The 22,461-nt window shown below is 61.5% G+C and carries 19 protein-coding genes; all 19 read left to right on the top strand.

What is annotated here, in order from left to right; genetic code table 11:
* The first annotated feature begins 30 nt into the window (after nucleotides 1-30).
* The 19 genes from rpsB to BLT86_RS10750 all read left to right on the top strand — a co-directional run bounded on the left by rpsB (nucleotide 31) and on the right by BLT86_RS10750 (nucleotide 22,461).
* Nucleotides 31-774 carry a 30S ribosomal protein S2 gene (gene rpsB / locus BLT86_RS10840; RefSeq protein ID WP_092376603.1) on the top strand — a complete coding sequence of 248 codons (744 nt, stop codon included), beginning with the start codon at nucleotides 31-33 and terminating at the stop codon, nucleotides 772-774.
* Between the two features lie 129 nt (nucleotides 775-903).
* Nucleotides 904-1,767 carry a translation elongation factor Ts gene (gene tsf, locus BLT86_RS10835; protein ID WP_017674790.1) on the top strand — a complete coding sequence of 288 codons (864 nt, stop codon included), beginning with the start codon at nucleotides 904-906 and terminating at the stop codon, nucleotides 1,765-1,767.
* 188 nt (nucleotides 1,768-1,955) lie between these two features.
* Nucleotides 1,956-2,699, top strand: coding sequence for a UMP kinase (gene pyrH, locus BLT86_RS10830; protein WP_004424012.1), 744 nt, complete (start codon nucleotides 1,956-1,958; stop codon nucleotides 2,697-2,699).
* On the top strand, nucleotides 2,696-3,253 hold the full coding sequence (gene frr / locus BLT86_RS10825) for a ribosome recycling factor (RefSeq protein WP_017674789.1): 558 nt from the start codon (nucleotides 2,696-2,698) through the stop codon (nucleotides 3,251-3,253). Before pyrH ends, frr begins: the two co-directional genes overlap by 4 nt.
* A gap of 17 nt (nucleotides 3,254-3,270) precedes the next feature.
* Nucleotides 3,271-4,017, top strand: coding sequence for a polyprenyl diphosphate synthase (gene uppS / locus BLT86_RS10820; RefSeq protein WP_017674788.1), 747 nt, complete (start codon nucleotides 3,271-3,273; stop codon nucleotides 4,015-4,017).
* On the top strand, nucleotides 4,017-4,832 hold the full coding sequence (locus BLT86_RS10815) for a phosphatidate cytidylyltransferase (protein ID WP_092376600.1): 816 nt from the start codon (nucleotides 4,017-4,019) through the stop codon (nucleotides 4,830-4,832). Before uppS ends, BLT86_RS10815 begins: the two co-directional genes overlap by 1 nt.
* The gene (gene ispC, locus BLT86_RS10810) at nucleotides 4,829-6,013 is read left to right on the top strand and encodes a 1-deoxy-D-xylulose-5-phosphate reductoisomerase (RefSeq protein WP_026088366.1); all 1,185 of its coding nucleotides are present in this window, start codon (nucleotides 4,829-4,831) and stop codon (nucleotides 6,011-6,013) included. Before BLT86_RS10815 ends, ispC begins: the two co-directional genes overlap by 4 nt.
* A 63-nt stretch (nucleotides 6,014-6,076) precedes the next feature.
* The gene (gene rseP / locus BLT86_RS10805) at nucleotides 6,077-7,429 is read left to right on the top strand and encodes a sigma E protease regulator RseP (protein ID WP_045735083.1); all 1,353 of its coding nucleotides are present in this window, start codon (nucleotides 6,077-6,079) and stop codon (nucleotides 7,427-7,429) included.
* Nucleotides 7,430-7,514: 85 nt separating this feature from the next.
* Nucleotides 7,515-9,875 carry an outer membrane protein assembly factor BamA gene (gene bamA / locus BLT86_RS10800; RefSeq protein WP_017674784.1) on the top strand — a complete coding sequence of 787 codons (2,361 nt, stop codon included), beginning with the start codon at nucleotides 7,515-7,517 and terminating at the stop codon, nucleotides 9,873-9,875.
* Nucleotides 9,876-9,919: 44 nt separating this feature from the next.
* Entirely contained in the window at nucleotides 9,920-10,423 is a 504-nt protein-coding gene (locus tag BLT86_RS10795; RefSeq protein WP_021489806.1) for an OmpH family outer membrane protein, read from the top strand.
* Between the two features lie 2 nt (nucleotides 10,424-10,425).
* Nucleotides 10,426-11,481, top strand: a complete 1,056-nt coding sequence (lpxD, locus tag BLT86_RS10790; protein WP_045735085.1) for a UDP-3-O-(3-hydroxymyristoyl)glucosamine N-acyltransferase — start codon at nucleotides 10,426-10,428, stop codon at nucleotides 11,479-11,481.
* A 47-nt stretch (nucleotides 11,482-11,528) separates the two neighbouring features.
* Nucleotides 11,529-11,969, top strand: coding sequence for a 3-hydroxyacyl-ACP dehydratase FabZ (fabZ, locus tag BLT86_RS10785; RefSeq protein ID WP_017674781.1), 441 nt, complete (start codon nucleotides 11,529-11,531; stop codon nucleotides 11,967-11,969).
* Entirely contained in the window at nucleotides 11,966-12,742 is a 777-nt protein-coding gene (gene lpxA / locus BLT86_RS10780; RefSeq protein ID WP_004424022.1) for an acyl-ACP--UDP-N-acetylglucosamine O-acyltransferase, read from the top strand. Before fabZ ends, lpxA begins: the two co-directional genes overlap by 4 nt.
* A gap of 5 nt (nucleotides 12,743-12,747) precedes the next feature.
* Nucleotides 12,748-13,881, top strand: coding sequence for a lipid-A-disaccharide synthase (gene lpxB, locus BLT86_RS10775; RefSeq protein WP_045735086.1), 1,134 nt, complete (start codon nucleotides 12,748-12,750; stop codon nucleotides 13,879-13,881).
* A complete protein-coding gene (gene rnhB, locus BLT86_RS10770) occupies nucleotides 13,881-14,510 on the top strand; it encodes a ribonuclease HII (protein WP_092376597.1) in 630 nt (209 codons plus the stop codon). Before lpxB ends, rnhB begins: the two co-directional genes overlap by 1 nt.
* Before the next feature lie 167 nt (nucleotides 14,511-14,677).
* Nucleotides 14,678-18,208: a DNA polymerase III subunit alpha gene (dnaE, locus tag BLT86_RS10765; RefSeq protein WP_092376594.1), complete on the top strand. Its 3,531-nt coding sequence runs from the start codon at nucleotides 14,678-14,680 to the stop codon at nucleotides 18,206-18,208.
* 138 nt (nucleotides 18,209-18,346) lie between these two features.
* Entirely contained in the window at nucleotides 18,347-19,297 is a 951-nt protein-coding gene (locus BLT86_RS10760) for an acetyl-CoA carboxylase carboxyltransferase subunit alpha (protein WP_017674776.1), read from the top strand.
* Nucleotides 19,298-19,355: 58 nt separating this feature from the next.
* Complete coding sequence (gene tilS / locus BLT86_RS10755) at nucleotides 19,356-20,678, top strand: tRNA lysidine(34) synthetase TilS (RefSeq protein WP_092376591.1); 1,323 nt, start codon at nucleotides 19,356-19,358, stop codon at nucleotides 20,676-20,678.
* Between the two features lie 151 nt (nucleotides 20,679-20,829).
* On the top strand, nucleotides 20,830-22,461 hold the full coding sequence (locus BLT86_RS10750) for a CTP synthase (protein ID WP_045735092.1): 1,632 nt from the start codon (nucleotides 20,830-20,832) through the stop codon (nucleotides 22,459-22,461).

Raw genomic sequence — 22,461 nt, 5'->3', positions numbered from 1 at the left:
AGGCCTAACCCGACTTATCAAGGAACTATCATGTCCCAAGTCAACATGCGCGATATGCTGAAGGCCGGTGTGCACTTCGGCCACCAGACCCGTTACTGGAACCCGAAAATGGGCAAGTACATTTTCGGCGCGCGCAACAAGATTCACATCATCAACCTCGAAAAAACCCTGCCGATGTTCAACGACGCCCTGTCGTTCGTTGAAAAGCTGGCTGCTGGCAAGAACAAGATCCTGTTCGTCGGCACCAAGCGTTCCGCTGGCAAGATCGTTCGCGAAGAGGCTGCTCGTTGCGGCTCGCCGTTCGTCGATCACCGCTGGTTGGGCGGCATGCTGACCAACTACAAGACCATCCGTGCTTCGATCAAGCGCCTGCGCGAGCTGGAAACCCAGTCCCAGGACGGCACCTTCGCCAAGCTGACCAAGAAAGAAGCCCTGATGCGTACCCGTGATCTGGAAAAACTGGATCGCAGCCTGGGTGGTATCAAGGACATGGGCGGTCTGCCGGACGCTCTGTTCGTGATCGACGTTGACCACGAGCGCATTGCTATCACCGAAGCCAACAAGCTGGGCATCCCGGTCATCGGCGTCGTCGATACCAACAGCAGCCCGGAAGGCGTTGACTACATCATCCCGGGTAACGATGACGCCATCCGCGCCATCCAGCTGTACATGGGTGCCATGGCTGACGCCGTGATCCGTGGTCGCAGCAACGCTGGCGGCGCGACTGAAGAGTTCGTCGAAGAAGCCGCGGCTGCCGAGAGCGCCGAAGGCTAAGCGGTAACGCAAAGCATCTAGCGTTACGCGCTGTGCAAGAAGGGGGCTAAGCCCCCTTTTTGCCACTCACAGATTTGATCGCCCGCCACGCGGGTGAATGGTTGAAGACCTACCGAGAGGATTTTCAAGATGGCAGAAATTACTGCAGCCCTGGTTAAAGAACTGCGCGAGCGTACTGGCCAAGGCATGATGGAGTGCAAGAAGGCCCTGGTTGCCGCTGCTGGCGACATCGAGAAAGCTATTGATGACATGCGTGCTTCCGGCGCCATCAAGGCTGCCAAGAAGGCTGGCAACATTGCCGCTGAAGGCTCCATCGCTGTTCGTGTCGAAGGCGGTCGTGGCCTGATCATCGAAGTCAACTCGCAGACCGACTTCCTGGCTCTGCAGGACGACTTCAAAGCCTTCGTCAAAGAAAGCATCGACGAAGCCTTCGAGAAGAACCTGACTGAAGCCGCTCCGCTGATCGCCTCGCGCGAATCCGCTCGTGAAGCCCTGGTTGCCAAGTGCGGCGAGAACGTCAACATCCGTCGCCTGACCGCTGTTTCTGGCGAAACCGTTGGTGCCTACCTGCACGGCCACCGCATTGGTGTTCTGGTTGTCCTGAAAGGCGGCAACGACGAGCTGGCCAAGCACGTTGCCATGCACGTTGCTGCCTCCAACCCGGCCGTTGTTTCGCCGGACCAGGTCTCCGAAGAGCTGGTTGCCAAGGAAAAGGAAATCTTCCTGCAGCTGAACGCCGAGAAGATTGCTGGCAAGCCGGAAAACATCGTCGAGAACATGATCAAAGGCCGTATCACCAAGTTCCTGGCCGAAGCCAGCCTGGTCGAGCAAGCCTTCATCATGGATCCGGAAGTCAAGGTCGGTGACCTGGTGAAGAAAGCCGGTGCCGAAATCGTTTCCTTCGTTCGTTACGAAGTGGGCGAGGGTATCGAGAAGGCCGAGACCGACTTCGCTGCCGAAGTTGCCGCTCAGGTTGCTGCCAGCAAGCAGTAATCGGCGGTTCGGCCAGTTGTCCCAGAGAGGCTGCCCGCTTGCGCGTGCAGCCTCTTTGCCGAATAAGGGGCAACAAATGTACTAACGGCCTTGCAACCTGAGGTCGCCGGCACGTTCGAAGTGCCGGATAATTGCAGCGCCCGAGCGCGTTGCTCAAGAATTTCATATCGCCGCAGGAGAGACTTGCAATGGCTCAGCAGACAACTGGTCGCCAACCTCGCTACAAACGCATTCTGCTCAAACTTAGCGGCGAGGCCCTGATGGGCTCGGAAGATTTCGGCATCGATCCCAAGGTGCTCGATCGCATGGCGCTGGAAGTCGGCCAACTGGTCGGTATCGGTGTGCAGGTCGGCCTGGTGATCGGTGGTGGCAACCTGTTCCGTGGCGCGGCGCTGTCCGCTGCTGGCATGGATCGCGTCACTGGCGACCACATGGGCATGCTGGCCACTGTGATGAACGCCCTGGCCATGCGTGATGCGCTGGAGCGCTCGAATATCCCGGCCATCGTCATGTCGGCGATTTCCATGGTCGGCGTGACCGATCACTATGACCGCCGCAAGGCCATGCGCCACCTGAAGACCGGTGAGGTGGTGATTTTCGCTGCTGGCACCGGCAACCCCTTCTTTACCACCGATTCGGCTGCCTGCCTGCGCGCCATCGAAATCGATGCGGACGTGGTACTGAAGGCGACCAAGGTCGATGGCGTGTACACTGCCGACCCGTTCAAAGACCCGCATGCCGAGAAGTTCGAGCGCCTGACCTATGACGAGGTGCTCGATCGCAAGCTGGGCGTGATGGATCTGACCGCCATCTGCCTGTGCCGTGATCACAACATGCCGCTGCGGGTTTTCAACATGAACAAGCCCGGCGCACTGCTGAACGTTGTAGTGGGTGGCGCCGAAGGAACTCTGATCGAGGAGGATGCACAATGATCAACGACATCAAGAAAGACGCTCAGGAGCGCATGAGCAAGTCCCTGGAATCGCTGGGTCGTAACCTGGCCTCCATTCGAACCGGTCGTGCCCATCCGAGCATTCTCGACAGCGTCAAGGTGCCGGCCTGGGGTAGCGACATGCCGCTGAACCAGGTTGCTGCGATCTCCGTCGAGGACGCGCGCACCCTGAAGATCGTCGCGCATGACAAGACCCTCAGTGCTGCCATCGAGAAGGCCATCATGACCTCCGACCTGGGCCTGAACCCGAGCAGCGCTGGTACCACCATCCGTGTGCCGATGCCGGCGCTGACCGAGGAAACCCGCAAGGGCTATACCAAGCAGGCGCGTGGCGTTGCCGAAGATGCCAAGGTCGCCGTGCGCAACGTGCGTCGTGATGCCCTGGCCGAGCTGAAGAAGCTGTCCAAGGCCAAGGAAATCAGCGAGGACGAAGAGCGTCGCGCCGCTGACGAGCTGCAGAAGATCACTGACAAGTTCATCGGTGATGTCGACAAGGCGCTCGAGGTCAAAGAAGCGGACCTGATGGCCGTCTGACGGCTGGGCGCCCATAAATGGACAAAAACAAGCAGGGGGCGGTGCCGCGGCATGTCGCCATCATCATGGATGGCAACAACCGTTGGGCGAAGAAGCGCCTGTTGCCGGGTGTGGCTGGGCACAAGGCCGGGGTCGATGCGGTTCGCGCGGTGATCGAGGTCTGTGCCGAGTCGGGCGTCGAGGTGCTCACCCTGTTCGCCTTTTCCAGCGAGAACTGGCAGCGTCCGGCCGAAGAGGTCGGTGCGCTGATGGAGTTGTTCCTGGGGGCGCTGCGTCGTGAGGCCAAGCGTCTGCTGGATAACGACATCAGCCTGCGCATCATCGGTGATCGCTCGCGTTTTCATCCCGAGTTGCAGGCAGCCATGCGCGAAGCCGAGCAACTGACTGCCGGCAACCGGCGTTTCACCTTGCAGATCGCGGCCAACTACGGTGGTCAGTGGGATATCGCCCAGGCCGCTCAGCGTCTGGCGCGTGAGGTGCAAGCAGGTCATTTGCAGCCCGAAGACATTACCCCGCAATTGCTTCAGGGTTGTCTGGCTACCGGTGACCTGCCTTTACCCGACCTGTGCATCCGTACGGGTGGCGAGCGCCGCATCAGTAACTTCCTCCTGTGGCAGTTGGCTTACAGCGAACTGTACTTCTCCGACCTCTATTGGCCGGACTTCAAGCACGAGGCCATGCGCAAGGCGCTGGCCGATTTCGCTACCCGCCAGCGTCGCTTCGGCAAGACCAGCGAGCAGGTGGAAGCTGAGGCGCGCTCCTAATGCTCAAACAACGAATCATCACGGCGCTGGTGCTGTTGCCCATCGCCCTGGGCGGTTTTTTTCTGCTCGATGGCGGTGCCTTTGCCCTGTTCATCGGTGTGGTGGTCACGCTGGGGGCCTGGGAATGGGCCCGTCTGGCAGGGTTCGAGGCGCAGCCGCTGCGTGTGGCCTATGCGGCTGCAGTGGCCGTGTTGCTCGGCTTGCTGTACATGCTGCCGGTCGTTGCCCCGCTGCTGCTGGTGGTGGCTGTGCTGTGGTGGTTGGTCGCGACCTTTCTGGTAATGACCTATCCCGATAGCAGTCGTCTCTGGGGCGGTGTGCCGGGGCGTTTGTTGATTGGTTTGCTGATTCTGCTGCCGGCCTGGCAAGGGCTGATCCTGCTCAAGCAGTGGCCGCAGGCCAATGCGCTGATCATCGCGGTGATGGTGCTGGTCTGGGGGGCGGATATCGGCGCCTATTTTTCCGGCAAGACCTTTGGCAAGCGCAAGCTGGCGCCCAAGGTCAGCCCGGGCAAGAGTTGGGAAGGGCTCTACGGCGGTCTTGCGGCCAGCCTGCTGATCACCCTGCTGGTCGGGCTGCAGCAAGGCTGGTCCGCTGGTGGGCTGCTGCTGGCGCTGGCGGGTGCCGCTGTGGTGGTACTGATTTCCGTGGTTGGTGACCTGACCGAAAGCATGTTCAAGCGTCAGTCCGGGATCAAGGACAGCAGCAATCTGCTGCCGGGGCATGGCGGAGTGCTGGATCGTATCGACAGTCTGACCGCAGCCATCCCGCTGTTCGCTGCACTGCTCTGGCTCGCTGGTTGGGGCGCGCTGTGAGCACAGTGCAGCAGGTCACCGTGCTGGGGGCGACCGGTTCCATCGGGCTCAGTACGCTGGATGTGATCGCGCGTCACCCTGAGCGCTACAGCGTCTTCGCGCTGACGGGCTTTTCGCGCCTGGCAGAGTTGCAGGTGCTGTGCGTGCAGCATCGGCCGCGCTACGCCGTGGTGCCTGATGACGCTTCAGCGCTCGAGCTGCAGAACAATCTGCGCGCCGCCGGGCTGGCGACCGAGGTGCTGGTCGGCGAAGCAGGTCTGTGCGCCGTCTCTGCTGACGCCGCCGTCGATTGCGTAATGGCGGCCATTGTTGGCGCAGCGGGCCTCAAGCCGACCCTGGCGGCCGTGCAGGCTGGCAAGAAGGTGTTGCTGGCGAACAAGGAGGCGCTGGTAATGTCCGGTGCCTTGTTCATGCAGGCGGTCAAGCAGAGCGGGGCGGTGCTGTTGCCTATCGACAGCGAGCACAACGCCATTTTCCAGTGTCTGCCCGGTGACTATTCGCGGGGGCTGCAGACCGTCGGTGTGCGTCGCGTACTGCTGACGGCTTCTGGCGGGCCTTTTCGCGAAACACCGTTGGCTGACCTGGAATGCGTCACCCCGGAGCAGGCCTGTGCTCATCCGAACTGGTCGATGGGGCGCAAGATTTCCGTGGACTCGGCCAGCATGATGAACAAGGGGCTCGAGTCGATCGAGGCCTGCTGGTTGTTCGATGCCCGCCCGGAGCAGATCGAAGTGGTCATTCATCGGCAGAGCGTGATTCATTCGCTGGTCGATTACATCGACGGTTCGGTGCTGGCGCAGCTGGGTAATCCGGATATGCGCACGCCCATTGCTCATGCGTTGGCCTGGCCGGAGCGTATCGACTCGGGCGTATCGCCTCTGGATCTGTTTGCCGTCGGTCGCCTGGATTTCGAACGCCCCGACGAGCAGCGTTTTCCCTGTCTGCGTCTGGCGCGGGAGGCGGCGCAGGCTGGTGGCAGTGCACCGGCGATGCTCAACGCCGCCAATGAAGTCGCGGTCGAGGCTTTCCTGCAGCGGCGCATCCGTTTCGTTGATATCGCGCGTATGATTGAGTCCGTGTTGAACGCTCAGCCGGTGCAGGCTGTCGAAGCGCTCGACGCGGTATTCGCGGCCGATGCCCGTGCGCGTGAGCTGGCTGGGCAGTGGCTCGCTGGCCGTTGATGATGCCCGTATTGGTCTGGTGTGTGCTGGAACTTGAGCGGCTCGTAGAGCTGGAGAAGTGAAATGAGTGGGTTGTACATGCTGGTTGGCACCCTGATCGCACTAGGTGTCCTGGTGACCTTTCACGAGTACGGGCACTTCTGGGTGGCCCGGCGCTGCGGCGTCAAGGTGCTGCGCTTCTCCGTTGGCTTCGGCACACCGCTGCTGCGATGGCATGACCGCCAGGGCACCGAATTCGTGGTTGCAGCCATTCCTCTGGGTGGCTACGTCAAGATGCTCGATGAGCGCGAGGGCGATGTGCCCCCCGAGCTCGTCGAGCAGTCCTTCAATCGCAAGAGCGTGCGCCAGCGCATCGCCATCGTGGCTGCGGGCCCGCTGGCCAATTTCTTGCTGGCGCTGCTGTTCTTCTGGTTCGTCGCCATGCTCGGCAGTCAGCAGGTGCGCCCGGTTATCGGCGCGGTGCAGCCGGACAGTCTGGCGCAAGTGGCCGGGTTGCGTGCGGGGCAGGAGATCGTTGCGGTCAACGGCGAGGCTACCAGTGGTTGGGCGGCGGTCAATCTGCAGCTGGTAAGGCGTCTGGGCGAGAGCGGTACGCTCGATCTGCGCGTGCTGGAGCCTGGCTCCACCGTCGAAACGCCAAAACAGGTGCAGTTGGACAACTGGCTGCGTGGCGTCGACGAGCCGGACCCGATTGGTTCGCTGGGCATTCGTCCATGGCGTCCGGTGCTGGAGCCGGTTCTGGCTGAGGTCGATTCCAAGGGGCCTGCCCACGCCGCAGGGCTGCAGGCAGGGGACAGGTTGCTGGCGCTCGATGGCGAGCCCCTGGTCGACTGGCAGGATCTGGTTGATCGCGTAAGGGCATTGCCGGGCGAGGCGGTCACGCTGCGCTTCGAACGCGCCGGGCAAGCGCAGGATGTGCAGCTGACCCTGGCATCGCGCGGTGAAGGAGAGGCCCGCAGTGGCTACCTGGGCGCCGGTGTGCAGGGCGTCGAATGGCCGCCGGAGATGCTCCGCGAGGTGCGCTACGGTCCGCTCGATGGCGTTGTCGAGGGCATGCGTCAAACCTGGTCCATGAGCCTGCTGACCCTCGATTCACTGAAGAAAATGCTGTTCGGTGAGCTCTCGGTAAAAAACTTGAGTGGGCCGATAACCATTGCTAAAGTGGCGGGCGCTTCAGCTGAGTCAGGGCTGGGGGATTTCCTGAAATTCCTTGCATATCTGAGTATTAGCTTGGGGGTTCTCAATCTGCTGCCCATTCCCGTACTGGATGGTGGGCATCTGCTGTTTTACCTGGTCGAGTGGGTGCGTGGTCGCCCCTTGTCTGAGCGGGTTCAGGGTTGGGGGATGCAGATCGGCATCAGTCTGGTCATCGGGGTCATGTTGCTTGCCCTGGTCAACGACCTCAGCCGCCTGTGAGCATTGCTGAATACGTTCTTGAGATTTAAAAGAAGTGTCGCTTAAGCGGCAGTTTTTATCGTCAGTTGGAATAAGAAAGGACTTCATGAAACGTCTGCTGCTACCTGCGGTACTGTCCGCATTGATGATCGCCGAAGTTCACGCCGAGTCCTTCACCATCTCCGATATACGCGTCAATGGCCTGCAGCGGGTTTCCGCAGGCAGCGTATTCGGCGCGCTGCCGCTCAACGTGGGCGAGCAGGTAGATGATCGCCAACTGGTCGATGCCACCCGCTCCCTGTTCCGTACCGGCTTCTTCCAGGATATCCAGCTCGGTCGCGATGGTGACGTGCTGGTGGTTACCGTGGTCGAGCGTCCCTCCATCTCCGGCATCGAGATCGAAGGCAACAAGGCCATCACTACAGAAGACCTGCTCAAGGGCCTGAACCAGTCCGGTCTGGCCGAGGGCGAAATCTTCCAGCGCGCCACCCTCGAAGGCGTGCGTAACGAGCTGCAGCGCCAGTATGTCGCTCAGGGTCGCTATTCGGCCGAGATCGAAGCCGAAGTCATTCCGCAGCCGCGTAACCGCGTGGCGCTGAAAATCACCATCAACGAAGGCACCGTTGCCGCCATCTCCCACATCAACGTGGTCGGCAACACCGTGTTCTCCGATGAAGATCTGGTCGATCTGTTCGAGCTGAAGACCACTAACTGGCTGTCCTTCTTCAAGAACGACGACAAGTATGCCCGCGAGAAACTGTCCGGTGACCTCGAGCGCCTGCGCTCCTACTACCTGGACCGCGGCTACATCAACATGGATATCAGCTCCACCCAGGTATCCATCACCCCGGACAAGAAGCACGTCTACATCACCGTCAACGTCGAAGAGGGCGAGAAGTACAGCGTCCGTGACGTGAAGCTTTCCGGTGACCTCAAGGTGCCGGAAGAAGACGTTCGCGCGCTGCTGCTGGTCAAGGAAGGGCAGGTCTTCTCGCGCAAGATCATGACCACCACCAGTGAGCTGATCACCCGCCGCCTGGGTAACGAAGGCTATACCTTCGCCAACGTCAACGGCGTGCCGGAAGCTCACGACGAGGACAACACCGTTTCGATCACCTTCTTCGTCGATCCGGGCAAGCGCGCTTACGTCAATCGCATCAACTTCCGCGGCAACACCAAGTCCGAAGACCAGGTGCTGCGTCGTGAAATGCGTCAGATGGAAGGTGGCTGGGCCTCGACCTACCTGATCGACCAGTCCAAGGTGCGTCTGGAGCGTCTGGGCTTCTTCAAGGAGGTCAACGTCGAAACCCCGCAGGTACCGGGTACCGACGACCAGATCGACGTCAACTACAGCGTCGAAGAGCAGCCGTCCGGCTCCATCACTGCCAGCGTCGGTTTCGCCCAGAACGCCGGTCTGATCCTCGGTGGTTCGATCAGCCAGAACAACTTCCTGGGTACCGGTAACCGCGTCAGCATCGGCCTGACCCGCAGCGAATACCAGACCCGATACAGCTTTGGCTTCGTTGACCCCTACTGGACCGTCGACGGTGTCAGCCTGGGTTACAACGCCTTCTACCGCACCACCGACTACGATGAGCTCGATGTCGACGTATCCAGCTACTCGGTCGACAGCCTGGGTGCAGGTGTCAACATTGGCTACCCGATCAGCGAAACCGCGCGTCTGACCTACGGTCTGACCGTGCAGCAGGACACCATCGATACCGGTCGTTATACCGTCGACGAGATCTTTGATTTCATCGACTCTGAGGGCGATAACTACCTGAACTTCAAGGGTTCCATCGGCTGGTCCGAGTCGACCCTGAACCGTGGTGTACTGGCCAACCGTGGTCATTCGCAGAGCCTGGTGCTGGAAACCACGCTGCCAGGTAGCGATCTGTCGTTCTACAAGCTCGACTACCGTGGTCAGGTCTTCACCCCGATCAGCGACACCTACACCCTGCGCTTCCATACCCAGCTAGGTTATGGCGACAGCTACGGTTCCACGGCTGAGCTGCCGTTCTACGAGCACTACTACGCGGGTGGTTTCAACTCAGTACGTGGTTTCGAAGACAGCAGCCTTGGGCCACGCAGTACGCCGAGTAGCGGTGCCAAACCGGGCACCTTGCGCGACCCGGATCAGGACCCGCTGCCGTTCGGTGGTAACGTGCTGGTGCAGGGTGGTGTCGAGATGCTCTTCCCGCTGCCGTTTGTCAAGGATCAGCGCTCGCTGCGTACCGCGTTGTTCTGGGATGTGGGTAACGTCTTCGATACCAACTGCAGCTCCAGCCAGAAGAGGCTGAGCGACAGCTGCAATATCGACTTCAGCAGCATGGCCAGCTCCGTGGGTGTCGGCCTGACCTGGATCACCGCACTGGGCCCGCTGAGTTTCAGTCTGGCCATGCCGATCAAGAAGCCGGATGATGCCGATACCCAGGTATTCCAGTTCTCCCTGGGTCAAACCTTCTAAGTTCGTTTCACAGAAAGCCAACAGTTTTGTTGCAGGAGTGCATTGTGCGTAAGTTGACTCAACTGGTTCTGTTCACCGCCGCCCTGATCGCCACTCCGGCGTTCGCCGAGATGAAGGTGGCCGTGCTGAACTATCAGATGGCGCTGCTCGAGTCGGATGCAGCCAAGCGCTACGCCGTCGATGCCGAGAAGAAGTTCGGCCCGCAGCTGAACAAGCTCAAGACCCTGGAAAGCGACGCCAAGCGCATTCAGGATCGTATGGTCAAGGACGGCGAGAAGATGCAGCAGGCCGAACGCGAGCGCCTCGAGCTTGAATTCAAGCAGAAGGCTCGTGACTTCCAGTTCCAGTCCAAGGAGCTGAACGAAGCCAAGGCCATCGCTGACCGCGAGATGCTGGGCAAGCTGAAGCCGAACCTGGACAAGGCCGTCGAAGAAGTGATCAAGAACGGTAACTTCGACCTGGTGCTCGAGCGCGGTGCGGTGATCGATGTCAAACCTCAGTACGACATCACTCGCCAGGTCATCGAGCGCATGAATCAGATGCGTTAAGCATGACTGCGACATTTACCCTCGGCCAGCTGGCCGAGCGCCTGGGCGCCACCTTGCGTGGCGCCGAAGCTAAGGTCATCACGGGCCTGGCCACCTTACAGGAGGCCGGGCCCGAACAATTGAGCTTCCTGGCCAATACCCAGTACCGCAAGTTTCTGGCGCAGACCCAGGCCGGTGCCGTGTTGCTCACCGCAGCCGATGCTGAAGGCTATGCTGGCGATGCCTTGGTCGTTGCCAATCCTTATCTGGCCTATGCCCAGCTTTCGCATGTGTTCGACCGCAAGCCCAAGGCGGCTCCCGGCATTCATGCCACTGCGCAGGTTGCAGGCGATGCTCAGGTCGATCCGAGCGCCAGTATCGGCGCCTTTGCGGTCATCGAAAGCGGTGCTCGCATCGGTGCTGATGTGAGCATCGGTGCGCACTGCGTGGTGGGCGCGCGTAGCGTGATCGGTGAGGGTGGTTGGCTGGCTCCGCGCGTGACGCTGTACCACGATGTGCAGATCGGCAAGCGTGTAGTGATCCAGTCCGGCGCGGTGATCGGTGGCGAAGGCTTCGGTTTCGCCAACGAAAAGGGCGTCTGGCAGAAGATCGCACAGATCGGTGGGGTGACCATCGGTGATGACGTCGAGATCGGCGCCAACACCACGGTGGATCGCGGTGCGCTGTCCGATACCCTGATCGGTAATGGCGTGAAGCTGGATAACCAGATCATGATCGCGCACAACGTGCAGATCGGTGACAACACGGCCATGGCGGGCTGCTGCGGTATTTCCGGCAGCACCAAGATCGGCAAGAACTGCATGATCGCCGGCGGTGTGGGCATGGTTGGCCATATCGAGGTGTGCGACAACGTGTTCGTCACCGGTATGACCATGGTGACTCGTTCGATCACCGAGCCGGGCGCCTATTCTTCAGGGACTGCCATGCAACCGGCGGGTGAGTGGAAGAAGAGTGCAGCCCGTATTCGTCAGTTGGACGATATGGCCAAGCGACTGCGTGAGCTGGAAAAACAGCTGGCCGCCGTGACCCAGACGGCAAACGTCTCATCTGATGCCTGAGCACGGCGTGGCCGTGCTCTTTTCTTTTCTTACAGGCTTAACCGGACATGATGGACATCAACGAAATTCGTGAATATTTGCCGCACCGCTATCCGTTCCTGCTGGTGGACCGCGTGGTGGACCTGGACGTCGAAGGCAAGCAGATTCGCGCCTATAAGAATGTCAGCATCAATGAGCCGTTCTTCAATGGTCACTTCCCCGAGCACCCGATCATGCCGGGCGTTCTGATCATCGAGGCCATGGCCCAGGCTGCCGGTATCCTCGGCTTCAAGATGATGGGCGTGAAGCCGGCCGATGGCACCCTGTATTACTTCGTCGGCTCCGACAAACTGCGCTTCCGCTCGCCGGTGCTGCCGGGCGATCAACTGACGCTGGAAGCCAAATACCTGAGCGACCGTCGCAGCATCTGGAAATTCGAGTGCCGCGCCACCGTCGATGGCAAGGAAGTCTGCGCTGCTGAAATCATCTGTGCGGAACGCAAGCTATGAGTTTGATTGACCCCCGCGCGATCATCGACCCCAGTGCCAGATTGGCCGACGACGTCGTCGTTGGCCCTTGGAGCATTGTCGGGGCCGATGTGGAAATCGGCGAGGGTACAGTCATCGGCCCGCACGTCGTGCTCAAGGGGCCGACCGTGATCGGCAAGCACAACCGCATCTACCAGTTTTCTTCGGTCGGTGAAGACACGCCAGACCTGAAATACAAGGGCGAAGCGACGCGCCTGGTGATCGGTGATCACAACACGATTCGTGAGGGGGTCACCATTCACCGTGGCACCGTGCAGGATCGCAGCGAAACCACCATTGGCAACCATAACCTGATCATGGCCTATGCCCATATCGGCCATGACAGTGTGATCGGCAATCATTGCATTCTGGTCAACAACACGGCACTGGCTGGGCATGTCTGGGTCGATGACTGGGCGATTCTGTCCGGTTATACCCTGGTGCATCAGTTCTGCCGCATTGGCGCACACAGCTTCTCGGGCATGGGCACCGCGATTGGCAAGGATGTTCCGGCTTTCGTTACCGTGTTCGGTAACCCGGCCGAGGCGCGCAGCATGAACTTCGAGGGCATGCGCCGGCGTGGTTTCTCCGCTGAGGCCATCGCTGCCCTGCGCAAGGGCTACAAGCTGGTCTATCGCCAGGGGCTGACCGTCGAGCAGGCGCTGGCCGAGTTGGCCGAGTCCGCTGCTCAGTTCCCGGAAGTGGCGATTTTCCGTGATTCGATTCAGGCCTCCACGCGCGGCATCACGCGCTGATACCTATGAGCAGACCTATTCGCGTCGCACTGGTCGCCGGTGAGGCGTCCGGTGATATCCTCGGTTCCGGCCTGATGCAGGCCATCAAGCAGCGCCATCCGGGTGCCGAGTTCATCGGTGTTGGCGGCGCGCGCATGGAGGCCGAGGGCCTTAAATCCTATTTCCCGATGGAGCGCCTGGCCGTGATGGGCCTGGTCGAGGTACTGGGCCGTCTGTTCGAGTTACTGGGGCGTCGTCGGCAACTGGCTCGCGATCTGATCGCCGCGCAACCTGATGTTTTCATCGGTATCGATGCGCCCGATTTCAACCTGGGCCTGGAGCTCAAGCTGCGCCGTGCCGGCATCAAGACAGTGCACTACGTCAGCCCCTCGGTCTGGGCCTGGCGGCAGAAGCGGGTGCTGAAGATCCGCGAAGCCTGCGACCTGATGCTGACCCTGTTCCCGTTCGAGGCGCAGTTCTACGATGAGCATCAGGTGCCGGTGCGCTTCGTTGGTCATCCGCTGGCCGATGCGATTCCGCAGCAAGCTGATCGTGCTGCTGCGCGCGAGGCGCTGGATCTGCCGCAGGACGAGCCGGTAGTGGCCCTGATGCCCGGCAGTCGTGGTGGTGAAGTCGCGCGTCTCGGTGAACTGTTTCTCGATGCTGCGATTCGTCTGCGCGCACTGCGCCCAGGTATTCATTTCCTGCTGCCTTGCGCCACACCCGAGCGTCGCGAGCAGCTGGAGCAGATGCTGGCTGGGCGTGATTTGCCGCTGACGCTGCTCAATGGCCGCTCCCATGAGGCGTTGGCTGCCTGCGATGCGGTGTTGATCGCTTCGGGTACCGCGACCCTGGAAGCGCTGCTGTACAAGCGGCCGATGGTGGTGGCGTACCGCGTAGCGCCACTGACCTATCGCATCCTCAAACGCCTGGTGAAGAGCCCCTATATCTCGCTGCCAAATCTGCTGGCCGAGCGTCTGCTGGTGCCCGAGCTGATTCAGGATGCAGCGACTCCCGAGGCTTTGGCCCAGGCCGTTGCGCCCTTGATCGACGGTGGGCAAGTGCAGACCGAAGGTTTCGACGTGATTCACCGTGCGCTGCGCCGCGATGCCTCGGTGTCGGCGGCCGATGCGGTGCTCAAGCTGGCAGGGCGTGGCTGATGCAGCTGGGCCTCGATTTTACCCTGGTCGAAGAACTGGTCGCCGGTGTCGACGAAGTCGGCCGTGGCCCGCTCTGCGGTGCCGTGGTCACGGCTGCGGTGATCCTCGATCCGGCGCGGCCGATTCTCGGCCTGAACGACTCGAAGAAACTCTCCGAGGCGCGCCGCGAAGTGCTGTTCGACGAGATTCGCGAAAAAGCCCTGGCCTGGTGCATCGCCCGCGCCGAGGTTGAGGAGATCGACCGCCTGAATATCCTGCATGCCACCATGCTGGCCATGCAGCGCGCCGTCGAAGGGCTGAGCGTGACACCCAGACTGGCATTGATCGACGGCAATCGCTGTCCAAAGCTGGCGGTGCCGAGTGCGCCGGTGGTCAAGGGCGATAGCCGGGTGCCGGCAATTGCCGCGGCTTCGATCCTGGCCAAGGTCAGTCGCGACCGCGAGATGCTCGAGATGGATCGTCTCTATCCCGGTTACGGCATCGCTGGCCACAAGGGCTACCCCACGCCCGTTCACCTAGAAGCCCTGCAGCGCCTGGGGCCGACGCCTATTCATCGGCGTTCCTTCGCACCGGTGCGCGCGTTGCTCGAGCCTGTAGCTGTCGATTGTAGCGCCGCTACAGCTGTGTAGGGCGTACTCGCGAAGCAGTACGCCGCTGGTGTTTCGATGGTGCGTGCTGTGGCGGATGGATTCGGCATGGCCCGGCGGACTGTTCGCTGCGCTACGAGCGGGCGGCGATCCGGGCCGCCCTACCTGCTACAATCCGCGCTTTGTCGTTTTCACCTGCAAGGCCGCCCATGACCCAAGCTTTCGTCCACCTGCGTCTGCACACCGAATACTCCCTGGTCGATGGCCTGGTGCGGGTCAAACCGCTGATCAAGGCCGTGGCCGGTGCCGGCATGCCGGCGGTTGCGGTCACCGACATGAGCAACATGTGCTCGCTGGTGAAGTTCTACAAGGCGGCCATGGGCGCCGGGATCAAGCCGATCTGTGGTGCCGATATCTGGATGGCCAGCGCCGAGGAAGACGGCCCGCTGACGCGCCTGACCCTGCTGGCGATGAACGCCAAGGGCTACCGCAACCTCACCGAACTGATCTCTCGTGGCTGGGCCGAAGGGCAGAGCAACGACCTGGTGATCATTCAGCGTGACTGGGTCAAGGGCGCCGCCGAGGGCCTCATCGCGCTATCCGGCGCGCGTGAAGGCGAAGTCGGCCAGGCGCTGCTGGCCGGTGACGAAGCGCTGGCCGAAGTGCGCCTGCGTGAATGGATGGCAGTGTTCCCGGATCGCTTCTACCTGGAAGTGCAACGCACCAGCCGCGTCGGTGACGAGGAATACCTGCACGCCGCCGTGGCCCTGGCCGACCGCGTCGAGGCGCCGCTGGTGGCGACCAACGACGTGCGCTTCATCAAGCAAGGTGATTTCGAGGCGCACGAAACCCGCGTCTGCATCGGCGAAGGCCGCACCCTGGATGACCCGCGCCGGCCCAGGCATTACTCCGATCAGCAGTACCTGAAAAGCGCCGAGGAAATGTGGGAGCTGTTCTCCGACCTGCCCGAGGCACTGGAGAACACTGTCGAGATCGCCAAGCGCTGCAATATCGACGTGCAACTCGGCAAATACTTTCTGCCGGATTTCCCCACGCCCAATGGCATGGGCATCGACGACTACCTGCGCCACGCCTCCTTCGAGGGGCTGGAAGAGCGTCTCCAGGTATTGCTGCCCAAGGATACGCCGGGTTACGAGGCCAAGAGGCAGGTCTATATCGACCGCCTCAACTTCGAGCTCGACATCATCATTCAGATGGGTTTCCCCGGTTACTTCCTGATCGTGATGGACTTCATCCAGTGGGCCAAGAGCAACGGCGTGCCGGTCGGCCCGGGCCGTGGTTCGGGTGCCGGTTCGCTGGTGGCCTACGTGCTGAAGATCACTGACCTCGATCCGCTGGCCTATGACCTGCTGTTCGAACGATTCCTCAACCCCGAGCGGGTTTCCATGCCCGACTTCGACGTCGACTTCTGCATGGACGGCCGCGACCGGGTGATCGACTACGTAGCCGAGAAATACGGACGCAACGCGGTGAGCCAGATCATCACCTTCGGCTCGATGGCGGCCAAGGCGGTGGTGCGCGACGTCGCCCGGGCGCAGGGCAAGTCCTACGGCCTGGCCGACCGTCTGTCGAAGATGATCCCCTTCGAAGTGGGCATGACCCTGGAGAAGGCCTACGAGATGGAGGAGCCGCTGCGCGAGTTCCTCAAGAACGACGAGGAAGCCCAGGAAATCTGGGACATGTCGCTCAAGCTCGAAGGCGTGGTGCGCGGCACCGGCAAGCACGCCGGGGGCGTGGTGATCGCGCCGACCAAACTCACCGACTTCTCGCCGATCGCCTGTGACGAGGAGGGCGGTGGCCTGGTGACCCAGTTCGACAAGGACGACGTCGAGCAGGCCGGGCTGGTCAAGTTCGACTTCCTCGGTCTGCGTACCCTGACCATCATCAAGTGGGCGATGGAGACCATCCACCGCATCCAGAAGCGCGATGGCGCCTCGGATGAGGAGCTGGTCAACATCGACTTCATCCCGCTGGATGACAAGAAAACCTACGACATGCTGCAGAAGGCGGAGACCACCGCAGTCTTCCAGCTTGAATCGCGCGGCATGAAGGAGCTGATCAAGAAGCTCAAGCCCGACTGCCTGGAGGATATGATCGCACTGGTGGCGCTGTTCCGCCCGGGCCCGCTGCAGTCCGGCATGGTGGACGACTTCATCAACCGTAAGCACGGCCGCGCCGAGCTGTCCTATCCGCACCCGGATTACCAGTACGCCGGCCTCGAGCCGGTGCTCAAGCCGACCTACGGCATCATCCTGTATCAGGAGCAGGTGATGCAGATCGCCCAGGTCATGGGTGGCTACACCCTTGGGCAGGCGGACATGCTGCGTCGTGCCATGGGCAAGAAGAAGCCCGAGGAAATGGCCAAGCAGCGCGGCGGCTTCATCGAAGGTTGTGCCAGCAACGGCATCGACGCCAACCTGGCGGGCAACATCTTCGATCTGGTGGAAAAGTTCGCCGGTTACGGCTTCAACAAATCGCACTCGGCCGCTTACGGTCTGGTCTCCTACCAGACCGCCTGGCTCAAGGCGCATTACCCGGCGCCGTTCATGGCGGCTGTGCTCTCGGCGGATATGCACAACACCGACAAGGTGGTGATTCTGGTGGAAGAGTGCCGCAACATGAAGTTGCGCATCGATCCGCCGGATGTGAACGTCTCCGAGTTCAAGTTCACTGTCAACGACGACGGCCGAATCGTCTACGGCCTCGGCGCGGTCAAGGGCGTAGGTGAGGGGCCGGTCGAGGCCATCGTCGAATGTCGCGCCGAAGGTGGTCCGTTCAAGGATCTGTTCGACTTCTGCAACCGTGTCGACCTCAAGCGCATCAACAAGCGCACCCTTGAGGCATTGATCCGCAGCGGCGCGCTGGATCGTCTTGGTCCGTACTATCAGGACGAGCTCAAAGCCTACCAGGCCAGCGTGGACAAGAACCGCGCCGTGCTGCTGGCGTCCATGGAAGAGGCCGTGCAGTCCGCCGAGCAGACTGCGCGTAGCGCCGAGAGCGGCCACATGGACCTGTTCGGCGGCCTGTTCGCCGAGCCTGAGGCGGACGTCTACGCCAACCACCGCAAAGCCCGCGAGCTGCCGATCAAAGAGCGTCTGAAAGGTGAGAAGGACACCCTGGGTATCTACCTGTCCGGCCATCCCATCGACGAATACGAAGGTGAGATTCGCCGTTTCGCCCGTCAGCGCATCGTCGAACTGAAGCCGGCGCGCGACACCCAGACCATCGCTGGGATGATCGTCAACCTGCGGGTGATGAAGAACAAGAAGGGCGACAAGATGGGCTTCATCACCCTCGATGACCGCTCCGGGCGCATCGAGGCCTCGCTGTTCGCCGATGCCTTCGCTAGCAACCAGGCTTTGCTGCAGAACGATGCGCTGGTGGTGGTCGAGGGCGAAGTCAGCAACGACGACTTCTCCGGTGGCCTGCGCCTGCGTGCCAAGCGCGTGATGAGTCTGGAAGAGGCGCGCACGGGGCTGGCCGACAGCCTGCGGGTGAAGGTCGCCAGTGAGGCATTGAAGGGTGATCGCCTGCGCTGGCTGGCCGAATTGTGCAGCAAGCACAAGGGCGCCTGCCCGGTAACCGTCGACTACAGTGGCGAGGAGGCACGCGCCTTGCTTCAATTCGGCGACGCCTGGCGAATCGACCCGGCCGACACTTTGATTCAGGCATTGCGTGACCAGTTCGGGCGCGACAACGTCTTTTTGCACTACCGCTGATGCAAGAGGGGAAAAATACCCCTTTGTGTTGGCATCGACACCTGCGGGTGTCGACCCGCTGCGTCCTATCCCTTAAGGTAGGGCGCCTAATGGATACAGCTCCCCGGCCACTTGGCCGTCGACGCAAGACGGATGACTATGAACCCGAATTTCCTCGATTTCGAACAGCCGATCGCCGACCTGCAAGCCAAGATCGAAGAGCTACGCCTGGTTGGTAACGACAACTCGCTGAATATCGGCGATGAGATTGCCCGCCTGCAGGACAAGAGCAGCACCCTGACCGAAAGCATTTTCGGCAACCTGACCAGCTGGCAGATCGCTCAGTTGGCTCGCCATCCACGCCGCCCGTACACCCTGGATTACATCCAGCACATCTTCACCGAGTTCGACGAGCTGCATGGTGATCGTCACTTCTCCGACGACGCCGCTATCGTCGGTGGCATTGCCCGTCTGGGCGATCAGCCGGTGATGATCATCGGCCACCAGAAGGGCCGTGAGGTGCGTGAGAAGGTGCGCCGCAACTTTGGTATGCCGCGCCCGGAAGGCTACCGCAAGGCCTGCCGCCTGATGGAAATGGCCGAGCGCTTCAAGATGCCGATCCTCACCTTCATCGACACCCCCGGCGCTTACCCAGGTATCGATGCCGAGGAGCGTGGCCAGAGCGAGGCCATCGCCTGGAACCTGCGCGTGATGGCGCGCCTGAAAACCCCGATCATCGCCACCGTTATCGGTGAAGGTGGTTCCGGTGGTGCGTTGGCCATCGGTGTCTGCGACCAGCTCAACATGCTGCAATACTCCACCTATTCGGTGATCTCGCCGGAAGGCTGCGCCTCGATTCTCTGGCGCACTGCCGAGAAGGCGCCGGACGCCGCTGAAGCCATGGGCATCACCGCCGAGCGCCTGAAGGATCTGGGTATCGTCGATCAGGTCATCGCCGAGCCACTGGGCGGCGCGCACCGCGACCCGGCGGCGGCTTCCGAGTCGATCCGCCAGGAGCTGACCAAGCAACTGGCCAGCCTGCAGAAGCATGACACCGAGACGCTGCTCAAGCGTCGTTATGACCGCCTGATGAGCTACGGCATCGCCTGAGTCTTTTCTACGCATATATCAACGGGCCTTCGGGCCCGTTGTTGTTTAAGCTTGAATGATGACTGCTCTCGAACTTCACCTGCGCCAGGCTCTGCAGCCCTGGCTTACGGCCCCTGCGTGGCGTATTGCCTTCTCCGGTGGCCTGGATTCCAGCGTGCTGCTGCATCTGCTCGCCGACTGGGCGCGGCACGAGGATCTGCCGCCGCTGTCCGCCATTCATGTCCATCATGGGCTGCAGCCGGCCGGCGACGCCTGGCCTGTGCATTGCGCACGTGTCTGCGAGCAGTTGGGCATGGCTCTCGAAGTCGTCAGGGTTCAGGTCGCGCCAGGTGCCAGCCTTGAACAGGCTGCACGAAGCGCGCGTTACCAGGCTTTCTGCGAGCGGCTGAAACCGGGCGAAGTGTTGCTAAGTGCCCAGCATCGCGACGATCAAGCCGAAACGCTGCTGTTTCGTCTGTTGCGCGGTGCCGGCGTGCGCGGGCTGGCGGCGATGCCGGCCAGTCGGCCGTTGGGGCGGGGCGGTCTGTTTCGGCCGTTGCTCGACAGCTCTCGAGCTGAGTTGCGTGAATATGCGCAGAGTCATGGCCTTGCCTGGATCGAGGACCCGAGCAATGCCGACGAACGTTTCAGTCGCAATTTCCTGCGCAGGCGGGTGTTGCCGCTGCTGGCCGAGCGCTGGCCGCAGGTCACGGCAAATATCGCGCGTAGCGCCAGGTATCTGGGCGAAGCTCAGCAATTGCTGGGTGAGCTGGCCGAGATGGACCTGGCGACTGTTCATGGCGTTTCGGCATGCCCCTGGCTGACTCTACCGTCTCTGGAATTGTCGGCAGTGAGCGCGCTGAGCGATGCACGTCAGCGTAATCTGCTGCGCTACTGGCTGGCGCCGCTGACGCGCCTGCCCGATAGCGATCACTGGGCCGGCTGGTGTGACCTGCGTGATGCCGCCACGGATGCGGCGCCGATCTGGAAACTGACCGATGGCGAGTTGCACCGTGCCGATGGGCGGCTTTGGTGGCTCAGTGGCGAGTGGCTGCGGCCGCTGGATCCACTCGATCTAGCCTGCGACTCGTTTTCCGAATCGGTCGAACTTCCCGGCAATGGTCATGTGCATCTACAGGGCGAGTTGCCGCAAGGTCGCTGGCATTTGCGTTACCGCCAGGGTGGTGAGTCGCTGCAGCTGCCGGGGCGCGGCAGGCGTGATCTCAAGCGTCTGCTCAACGAGCTGCGCGTGCCGGCATTCGTGCGCCCACGCTTGCCGTTGCTGTTCGAGGGCGATGAGCTGATGGCGGTGGCGAACCTGTCGCAGTCGTCAGAAATACAGGCCAGCGGGGCGCGTCTGCATTGGTCGCCGCCTATCGGCGCGCAAGGTTTGAGCTGGTAAGGCCTTTCGGGTAGACTACGCTCCCGTCTTACTACAGCTTTTGCCGACTCCCTCAGGGAGCTTGGCGAGCTTGCCATTGTTCGTACTGATGGCGCTCCTTCGCTTTCCCCGGCGGCACTGACCGCTTAAACGCAGACTTCTAGGGTTTTTCATGACGCGCTACATCTTCGTCACGGGTGGTGTTGTTTCTTCATTGGGGAAAGGCATCGCCTCGGCTTCACTGGCGGCCATCCTGGAGGCGCGGGGCCTGAAGGTCACCATGCTCAAGCTGGACCCTTACATCAACGTCGATCCGGGCACCATGAGCCCGTTCCAGCACGGTGAGGTGTTCGTCACCCACGACGGCGCCGAGACCGACCTCGACCTGGGCCACTACGAGCGCTTCATCCGTACCACGATGACCAAGAGCAACAACTTCACCACCGGTCGGGTGTACGAAGATGTGCTGCGCAAGGAGCGCCGTGGTGATTACCTGGGCGCGACCATCCAGGTGATTCCGCACATCACCGACGAGATCAAGCGTCGCATCATCAAGGGCGCCGGCGATGCCGACGTGGCCCTGGTGGAAATTGGTGGCACCGTCGGCGATATCGAGTCGCAGCCGTTCCTCGAAGCCATTCGCCAACTGCGTGTGGAAGTGGGTGCCAAGCGCGCCATGCTGATGCACCTGACTCTGGTGCCGTATATCGCCACCGCTGGCGAGACCAAGACCAAGCCGACCCAGCATTCGGTCAAGGAGCTGCGCTCCATCGGCCTGCAGCCGGACGTGCTGGTGTGCCGTTCCGACCATCCGATCGATGTGTCCTCGCGGCGCAAGATCGCCCTGTTCACCAACGTCGAAGAGCGTGCGGTGATCAGCCTGGAAGACGTCGACACCATCTACAAAATTCCGGGTGTGCTGCATGCCCAGGGTCTGGACGACTTCGTCGTCGAGCGTTTCGGCCTGGAGTGTGGCGGCGCCGATCTTTCCGAGTGGGATCGCGTGGTCGATGCCAAGCTCAACCCGGAAAAAGAAGTCACCATCGCCATGGTCGGCAAGTACATGGAGCTGCTCGATGCGTACAAGTCGCTGATCGAAGCGATGAGCCATGCCGGCATCCAGAACCGTACCAAGGTCAACCTGCGTTATATCGACTCCGAAGACATCGAGAACCAGGGCACCGCGCTGCTCGAAGGTGTCGATGCCATCCTGGTGCCGGGCGGCTTCGGTCTGCGTGGCGTGGAAGGCAAGATCAAGACCGTGCAGTACGCCCGCGAGAACAAGATCCCTTACCTGGGTATCTGTCTCGGCATGCAGGTGGCAGTGATCGAGTACGCCCGCAATGTGGTGGGCTGGACCGACGCCAACTCTTCCGAATTCGACATGGCCAGCGCTCACCCGGTAGTGGGTCTGATTACCGAGTGGCAGGATGCCGCAGGCAGCGTCGAGCAGCGTAGCGAGAGCTCCGATCTGGGCGGCACCATGCGCCTGGGGGCGCAGGATTGCCAGCTGCAGGCCGGTTCGCTGGTGCATGACTGCTACGGCAAGGACGTGATCGTCGAGCGTCACCGTCACCGTTACGAGGTGAACAACAACCTGCTGCCGAAACTGACCGAGGCAGGCCTGAAGGTCACCGGTCGTTCCGGCGACGGCGCGCTGGTGGAAGTGGTCGAGGCGCCGGATCATCCGTGGTTCGTCGCTTGCCAGTTCCACCCGGAATTCACTTCAACGCCGCGTGACGGTCACCCGCTGTTCAGCGGTTTCGTCAACGCTGCGCTGGCGCAGAAAGCGAAGAAGGCTTAA

It is taken from the genome of Pseudomonas sihuiensis, assembly GCF_900106015.1.
In the GTDB taxonomy this organism is placed as follows: Bacteria; Pseudomonadota; Gammaproteobacteria; order Pseudomonadales; family Pseudomonadaceae; genus Aquipseudomonas; species Aquipseudomonas sihuiensis.
This window is presented reverse-complemented; position numbering and strand designations above follow the sequence as displayed.

Excerpts from the sequence above, each read along its gene's own strand:
- rpsB (WP_092376603.1), top strand. The coding sequence starts at position 31 with ATGTCCCAAGTCAACATGCGCGATATGCTGAAGGCCGGTGTGCACTTC.
- tsf (WP_017674790.1), top strand. The coding sequence starts at position 904 with ATGGCAGAAATTACTGCAGCCCTGGTTAAAGAACTGCGCGAGCGTACT.
- pyrH (WP_004424012.1), top strand. The coding sequence starts at position 1,956 with ATGGCTCAGCAGACAACTGGTCGCCAACCTCGCTACAAACGCATTCTG.
- frr (WP_017674789.1), top strand. The coding sequence starts at position 2,696 with ATGATCAACGACATCAAGAAAGACGCTCAGGAGCGCATGAGCAAGTCC.
- uppS (WP_017674788.1), top strand. The coding sequence starts at position 3,271 with ATGGACAAAAACAAGCAGGGGGCGGTGCCGCGGCATGTCGCCATCATC.
- BLT86_RS10815 (WP_092376600.1), top strand. The coding sequence starts at position 4,017 with ATGCTCAAACAACGAATCATCACGGCGCTGGTGCTGTTGCCCATCGCC.
- rseP (WP_045735083.1), top strand. The coding sequence starts at position 6,077 with ATGAGTGGGTTGTACATGCTGGTTGGCACCCTGATCGCACTAGGTGTC.
- bamA (WP_017674784.1), top strand. The coding sequence starts at position 7,515 with ATGAAACGTCTGCTGCTACCTGCGGTACTGTCCGCATTGATGATCGCC.
- lpxD (WP_045735085.1), top strand. The coding sequence starts at position 10,426 with ATGACTGCGACATTTACCCTCGGCCAGCTGGCCGAGCGCCTGGGCGCC.
- fabZ (WP_017674781.1), top strand. The coding sequence starts at position 11,529 with ATGATGGACATCAACGAAATTCGTGAATATTTGCCGCACCGCTATCCG.
- lpxA (WP_004424022.1), top strand. The coding sequence starts at position 11,966 with ATGAGTTTGATTGACCCCCGCGCGATCATCGACCCCAGTGCCAGATTG.
- lpxB (WP_045735086.1), top strand. The coding sequence starts at position 12,748 with ATGAGCAGACCTATTCGCGTCGCACTGGTCGCCGGTGAGGCGTCCGGT.
- rnhB (WP_092376597.1), top strand. The coding sequence starts at position 13,881 with ATGCAGCTGGGCCTCGATTTTACCCTGGTCGAAGAACTGGTCGCCGGT.
- dnaE (WP_092376594.1), top strand. The coding sequence starts at position 14,678 with ATGACCCAAGCTTTCGTCCACCTGCGTCTGCACACCGAATACTCCCTG.
- BLT86_RS10760 (WP_017674776.1), top strand. The coding sequence starts at position 18,347 with ATGAACCCGAATTTCCTCGATTTCGAACAGCCGATCGCCGACCTGCAA.
- tilS (WP_092376591.1), top strand. The coding sequence starts at position 19,356 with ATGACTGCTCTCGAACTTCACCTGCGCCAGGCTCTGCAGCCCTGGCTT.
- BLT86_RS10750 (WP_045735092.1), top strand. The coding sequence starts at position 20,830 with ATGACGCGCTACATCTTCGTCACGGGTGGTGTTGTTTCTTCATTGGGG.